Origin of the sequence: Chamaesiphon sp. VAR_69_metabat_338 (assembly GCF_031423935.1) — a bacterium.
Lineage (GTDB): Bacteria > Cyanobacteriota > Cyanobacteriia > Cyanobacteriales > Chamaesiphonaceae > Chamaesiphon.
On the sequence record NZ_JANPGM010000325.1, the window covers coordinates 1 to 6,651 of the forward strand.

Consider the following 6,651-nt stretch of genomic DNA (forward strand, 5'->3'; position numbering starts at 1 on the left):
GATCGAGATGGTACTTGTCGTATTTTCAATCCTGCTTTTGACTATAAACTTGTAGTTACTCACTCCAATTATCAAGCAGCTCAGGAATGGCTATGTGAGGATGAATATGAACGGGTAAATGGTCAACTTTTGGCAGAAGAAGTCATGTAAAATTATTAGTGAGCTAAGGTTTTATGGCTTCGTTTAAGTTTGCTTGTGGGCAGTGCCCACCCTGCGTTTCGATCCTAGATACCAGACCAATCTCTAGGAAGCAGCGGGAAAGTTCCCGCACAGTAATATAGTTAGAATCCACCAGCGATTTCTAGTCTTATATTTATCTTATGTCTAATTTTATACAGACTTAGCTGTGAACAAAGAGGAAGATCTCAAAAACTTATATAGAAAAATGGATGCTACGTCTAAGACGAGATTTCATACATCTAGACGGTTAAAACTTCATGCAACATCTTCGACATACTCAGTTGTAATTATTTCGCTTGGCCTTATTTTAATCGCATTGATGCAAGCATATACGTTAGGTAAAAATATTAATAGCAATCTAGTCGGCTTGATACAAGTTTTTTCCTCTATTGCTGTTTTAGTTTACTCATTATTAATTGAAAAAAATAATTACTCGAATTTATCAGAAAAGATGTATTCTTGTGCTTCAGAGTTGGGGGATTTAAAACAAAAATTAAAACCATATTTTACGAAAGCCATTCAATTAGAAATTTACGAAGAATTCAGAAAAGAGTATTATCAAATCTTGAAGCTATACGAAACTCATTCTAGCAATGATTTTCGCGGTGACTATTTCAGAGCTAAATTAGAGATGCCAGAATTTTACAGCATCAAAGGTATGGATTGGTGGATAATAAAATTAACTATATTTATTGCATATTTCATGGATTTTATTTCTTATCCAATAGTTTTGTTTTGTTTAGGCTGGGTGCTCTGGTGGCTTTGGTTTGGCTAATATTTTTTTGGAACTTGAGGTGAAAAAAGCTGCTGCTGTCAAAGTAGCGAGTAGGTTGGGTTGAAGAATGAAATCCAACATTTCTAGGGTGCTGTTATGCTCGTTGGGTTTCGCTATCGCTCTACCCAACCTACAAGTTATCTGTTACTTAACAATTGCCCCAAAATCAGCCAACACCCGCGCATGATTGCGAACCAACCCTAATAGATTCAATCGGTTGGTTTTAATTGCGGGATTGTCATCCATCACCATCACACTATCATCGCCATCGAACAAATTCCCGATCGCGGGAGTAAGTAACGCCAGCGCGTCGATTAACTGTTGATAGTTACGAGAGGCTTGAGCGGCTTTTGTTTGAGGTTCTAGAGCAATTAAACCATCGTAGACGGCTTGCTCTGAGGATTTTTGGAAGAGGTTGGTTTGGACAACTTGGGTGGGTGCTAATTGTTGGGTATTGAGATTACCTTGAGCGGCTAATTTGCTCGATCGATTCACAGTTACATAGATATTCGCTAAAGTACCATTATCGCGAATCTGTTGGAGAAATACGGCTCGATCGCGGGTATCGAGTAAATCGGTGAGCGCGCGTTGGGTATACTCTCGATCGTTTTCACCTAAGACGGCGTTAACGAGATCGTAGTCAATATGGCGATCTTCTTGGAGCAAGTTTCGCAATCTTTGAATCAAGAAATCTTGTAATTGGTGGGTAAGTTCGGTAGTGTTGACTTGAGTACGAATTTGACTGAATTCGGTGACGATGCGATCGATTAATCGTTCTAGATTTATCCCTAAGTTGGCATTCCAAACGATATTGACGATCGCATTTGCTGCCCGACGCAGTGCGAATGGATCGGAGGAGCCTGTTGGTAACATGCCTAAGCCAAAGATACAGACTAAAGTATCCAATCTATCGGCGATGCCCACGACTTGCCCGGTTAAGGTTTGAGGTAAACTATCTTCGGCATTACGGGGTAAATAATGCTCGATAATTGCAGTGGCGACTTCAGGTGCTTCGCCATTGGCGATCGCGTATTTAGATCCCATTATCCCTTGGAGTTCGGGAAATTCTCCCACCATTTGGGTGACGAGATCGGCTTTAGCTAATAGTGCCGCGCGGGAGATATTTTGGCACTCAGTAGGCGAGAGATTTAATTGAGTCGCGATCGAGTTAGCATTCGCAACAATCCGATCGACTTTTAATCGCACCGAACCTAGATCGGCTTGGAAAGTGACGGTAGCTAGTTTCGGTAAATAATCGGCTAAAGGTCGAGCGAGATCGGCATTGTAAAAGTACTGTCCGTCGGCTAATCTCGCGCGGACGACGCGACCATTACCAGCAGCAATAATCTCAGATTTGGCCGGATCGCCATTGGAAATCGTGATAAAATGCGGCAATAATTTCTGTTTGCTAGCATCTGTGAAAATCGGAAAATATCGCTGATGCGTGACCATTACTGTCGTAATTACTTCTGGTGGTAATTGCAGGAATTCATCATCGAACCTACCAACTACAGCGGTGGGATATTCCACTAAATTTACTACTTCTGCCAATAAATCGGGATAAACTTCAGCAACTCCACCCATTTGCGTCGCGGCTGCCTGAATCTGTTGCTGGATATCGGTTTTCCGTCGATCTTGGTCTACATTTACGAACCCATCCGCTAAGGTTTTTAAATACTGAGTGGCTGAAACGACGGAAACAGGTGCGGGATGGAGGACGCGATGTGTCTGCGAAATGCGATCGCTTTTAACCACATCCTCGCCATTAACGATTTCGATCGGTAGAATAGTTTCATTCCATAATGTCACCAACCACCGAATCGGACGTGGAAACTTCAAGTCTCCATTCGCCCACCGCATCAATCGTTTGCCTTCTAGTTTGAATATCCACTGCGGAATTAACTCGGTTAAAATCTCGCTAGTATCTCGCCCCGCGATCGTTTTGGTGATAAAAATGAATTCACCCTTATCCGTCGGACGCAATTCTAGACTGGAGACATCCACTCCCTGCTTCTTGGCAAACCCCACCGCCGCTGGAGTTGGCAGTCCATCTTTATAAGCGGCTGCGGCTGGGGGGCCTTTAATTTCTTCCACCCGATCGATCTGGCGATCTGGTAAATTGGTAACAATTGCGGCAAGGCGGCGCGGTGTAGCATAGATTTGGATGAGATCTGATGTCAGAGCGGCATCTGCCAAACTCGCTGGAATCATCTCTTGCCACTGGCGAATCGCATCGCTCACAAAGCCTGCGGGTAGATCTTCAGTACCGACTTCCAACAAAAAATCAGACATATCGAAAAATTAATAATTACAGTTAAAAATCTAAATTTAGAGAAACTCAATCGGATTTCTATTAGTCTCTATTATCAATCGATCGGGTGCCAAATTCGATCGCTTTGGTAAGTCGATCGTTTGTCATATTCCCAACGCCCAACTCCACACGGGGCGAAACTGCATCCCACCCAACTTTGAAGTTCTCGATCGATGACCACCTCGCAGCATCAAACCAACCTATAGATCTTACAAATATCCTGTCTGCGTCCTCTGTGCCCCTGAGGTTAACAAAACTTTCCCAATGGCCAACCCCCCACCCAACTTTCAAGTCCTAATCGTTTACAACCCCACCGCCGGACAATCGCCCGATCTCAAGAATACACTCGATCGAGTCGCTACTTTGTGGCGCGATCTGGGCTGGCAAGTACAAATTGCCGCAACTACCGCACCGGGAGATGCTACCACTAAAGCCAAGATTGCCTCTCAATCTGGCTACAATGCGGTTATCGCTGCTGGTGGCGATGGCACGGTGAATGAAGTCATGAATGGCCTAGTCGGTACGGAAACCGCACTGGGGGTCTTGCCACTCGGTACGGTCAATATCTGGGCGCGGGAAATGGGCTTATCGATGGATATGCTCAAAGCGGCTGAAAGTCTAGGCAAATCCGAATTGACCAAAATTGACGTTGGGATGGCCGGAAATCGCTATTTCCTGCTGATGGCGGGTATTGGCTTTGATGCTGCCGTGACGGCGACTGTCCGCTCGGAAGAGAAGAAATTATTGGGTGCGATCGCTTACGTGAAACAGGCGATCCAAGTTGCTTGGAATTTTCGCGGCGTCCGACTCAAACTCCGGATCGACGGGAAGCGAGTACGCGGCAAAATTTTGATGGTGATTATTGGTAACAGTCAACTCTATGGTGGCGTTGTCAAATTTACCGCTCATGCGACGATCGATGATGGACTTTTAGACGTCTGCGTCATCAAAGGACGGGGGATGTTGTCGGCACCCCGTCGATTAATCTCCATCTTTGCCCGTCACTACAATCGCGATCCGCAAGTGCAGTACTACCAAGCCAAACAAATTGAAATTCGTGGCAAGCGACGAAAAGCTCTACCCGTCCAAGTGGACGGAGATTATTTAGGTACGACACCAATGACCTTTCAGGTCATTCCCGATCGGCTCTGGATTCTTGTACCACCTAATGCCGATCGATCCCTGTGGCGATCGGCTGACGAGCGAACTGAAGACCTGTTGCCTGAAGTTTAACCTGCTGGTGCGGTTTGCTAGGGCAGAGCATCCTTCAGGGCAGTTCTGGCCGCTAGATGATTGCGGGTAGAAGTCAAAATCTCGACTTCTCGATCGAGCCTGGTCGTTGTATCCTGCATTTCCAGCAAAGCTTGTTGTTCGGCAGCAACCCCATACAGGTGACTGGCGACCCAATAGGAGAGTTCGATCGGCAGTTCTGGTAAGTTATCAGGCAACTCGACTGGTTGTTCGGTGAGTTTCCCAGACAGATGCACGACATCGCGCAACAGCCGCTCGACATCAGTCGCCAAAGGACGTAAATCCTCTTCAGTAGGGCGATCTTCAATCCACTCGACCAAACCAACTCGATAAGGCTTCTCGCGGACGTATTCGAGCACTCGAAACCGCTGTTGTCCCATCGTCAAAACTTTCATTCGATCGTCTGGCAATTGCTGAAAATGAACGATCTCGGCACAACAACCAATATCTGCTGGCTGTCCGCGCACGGGATCCCACATCAAGACGCCAAACCGCCGGTCGCTATTCATGATCGTATTCATCATGATCCGATAGCGAAATTCAAAAATATGCAGTGGCAGCGGGCGACCGGGAAATAGCACCAGTTCGGGGAGCGGGAATAGAGGAAGTTCTCTCACGGCGATTGAAGAAGAAGGTGCCATTTACGGATTGGAGCTAAAGCATGGGTTCTTATATAAGGTTAACGGATCTAACCGCATAAGTGCTACTCCTTTCTCAGCAAAAAATAGACCATCTCTTTTTATATATGGCTGCGATCTAAGTCTGCTAGTAGCTACAGATCGACAGCTAGGCAGACTGGAATCAGCGATCTGCACAAATTCTAGTATCGGCATTGGCTCGCTCCTCTTTCGTCCGAGCTAACATCGAGAATCAATGAAATAAATCTAAATCTCCGTAGTTATTTCAAGCTTTTTGGACTGGGAAGAAATCATCGATACTCAACACGATCTCAGGAAATCCAGGCAAGTTAATCGATCGCGGTGGCAAGATAATTTCAATGCTAGTATAAATATTACCTTCCGGTTGACGATATATCTCTAACCGATCGTCAATCAAATTTATAATCCAATATTCATTAATTCCAACAGCAGCGTAGAGCGGTGCTTTGGTGTCTCGGTCGAACTTAATTGTCGAATCGGCAACTTCGATAACTAAAATAACATCTGCGGGTGATGGATGACTGTTAATATAATCATCCGATCGCAATCTCACGATCGCAATATCTGGTTCTGGTTCGCTATCGTTGGGCAAAGTGATTGGCTCTTGACAACGGACAATCGCCCGTCGTTGAAGGAGCATTGGTAGTTCTGTGATGAGTCTTGTTGTAGCAACTGTATGTCGAGTGCCTTTTGCAGCCATTGTAAAAATCTGTCCTAAAATTAACTCTACTCTCTCGCCTTCGCGGATGATGCCACTTTCCATCATCTGATAATAGTCAGCACTGGTGAGCGAGCGGATTTGAGTATTAACCATGAGATCGATCCCTAGCAACGCAACTTACTTTTTATGATAATTCATTTATACGTAACGATCTCCAAATCTGCTAGTCGTTTGCCTCAACCATTCGTTTGATTTTTGCTGCCTTCTCAAAATGGTCTAACTGATGAGTCTTAATCCACCATTCAGCCGCCTCCATCAGTAACTCTGGATCGTCGTTCTTATTTGCAAAAAAAGCGTAAAAAGACAATCCGACATTCGCACCTTTTTGTTCTATCTTACGATTACAAACTTCAATTATTTTCTGCCTGAAAGCTTCTCTCATTGCAATACCTACAAAAAAGCCCTCAAATGAGGACTTTTCAGGAATAAATTAGTAACTGAATTTCTAGAGTTTCACTTCGATGTCTACACCTGCGGGCAAGTCTAGTTTCATCAGGGCATCGATCGTCTTTGCTGAAGGATCTTTGATATCGATGATGCGACGATGAGTGCGGGTTTCAAAGTGTTCGCGGGAGTCTTTATCGACGTGAGGCGATCGCAAGACACAATATATCCGGCGGCGAGTTGGTAAGGGGATCGGGCCGATCGCCGTGGCACCAGTTCTGTTGGCAGTTTCGACGATTTTATCGCAGGAGGTATCTAATAAACGGCGATCGAATGCTTTCAAACGGATCCGAATTTTTTGCTGAGTGAT

7 protein-coding genes are annotated in these 6,651 nt (G+C 45.1%); 2 read left to right on the forward strand and 5 right to left on the reverse strand.

Features of this window, described 5'->3' with window-relative positions; genetic code table 11:
- The first annotated feature begins 346 nt into the window (after positions 1 to 346).
- The gene (locus tag RMO84_RS09290; protein ID WP_310488191.1) at positions 347 to 955 is read left to right on the forward strand and encodes an SLATT domain-containing protein; all 609 of its coding nucleotides are present in this window, start codon (positions 347 to 349) and stop codon (positions 953 to 955) included.
- Between the two features lie 144 nt (positions 956 to 1,099).
- Here the strand turns inward: RMO84_RS09290 and glyS are convergent, their stop codons facing one another.
- Positions 1,100 to 3,247: a glycine--tRNA ligase subunit beta gene (gene glyS / locus RMO84_RS09295; RefSeq protein ID WP_310488192.1), complete on the reverse strand. Its 2,148-nt coding sequence runs from the start codon at positions 3,245 to 3,247 to the stop codon at positions 1,100 to 1,102.
- Positions 3,248 to 3,530: 283 nt separating this feature from the next.
- Here glyS and RMO84_RS09300 point away from each other — a divergent pair, with 283 nt between their 5' ends.
- Positions 3,531 to 4,499 (forward strand): diacylglycerol kinase family lipid kinase, encoded by a 969-nt coding sequence (locus RMO84_RS09300; protein WP_310488193.1) that lies wholly within the window; start codon positions 3,531 to 3,533, stop codon positions 4,497 to 4,499.
- 17 nt (positions 4,500 to 4,516) lie between these two features.
- On the opposite strand, the gene RMO84_RS09305 is transcribed toward RMO84_RS09300, so the two are convergent.
- The 4 genes from RMO84_RS09305 to rpsJ all read right to left on the reverse strand — a co-directional run.
- On the reverse strand, positions 4,517 to 5,158 hold the full coding sequence (locus tag RMO84_RS09305) for an LON peptidase substrate-binding domain-containing protein (protein ID WP_310488194.1): 642 nt from the start codon (positions 5,156 to 5,158) through the stop codon (positions 4,517 to 4,519).
- 262 nt (positions 5,159 to 5,420) lie between these two features.
- The gene (locus RMO84_RS09310; protein WP_310488195.1) at positions 5,421 to 5,990 is read right to left on the reverse strand and encodes a Uma2 family endonuclease; all 570 of its coding nucleotides are present in this window, start codon (positions 5,988 to 5,990) and stop codon (positions 5,421 to 5,423) included.
- 70 nt (positions 5,991 to 6,060) lie between these two features.
- Positions 6,061 to 6,279, reverse strand: coding sequence for a DUF6500 family protein (locus RMO84_RS09315; protein WP_310488196.1), 219 nt, complete (start codon positions 6,277 to 6,279; stop codon positions 6,061 to 6,063).
- Positions 6,280 to 6,342: 63 nt separating this feature from the next.
- Positions 6,343 to 6,651: 30S ribosomal protein S10 (rpsJ, locus tag RMO84_RS09320; protein WP_396135816.1), on the reverse strand; the 309-nt coding region annotated here is incomplete at its 5' end.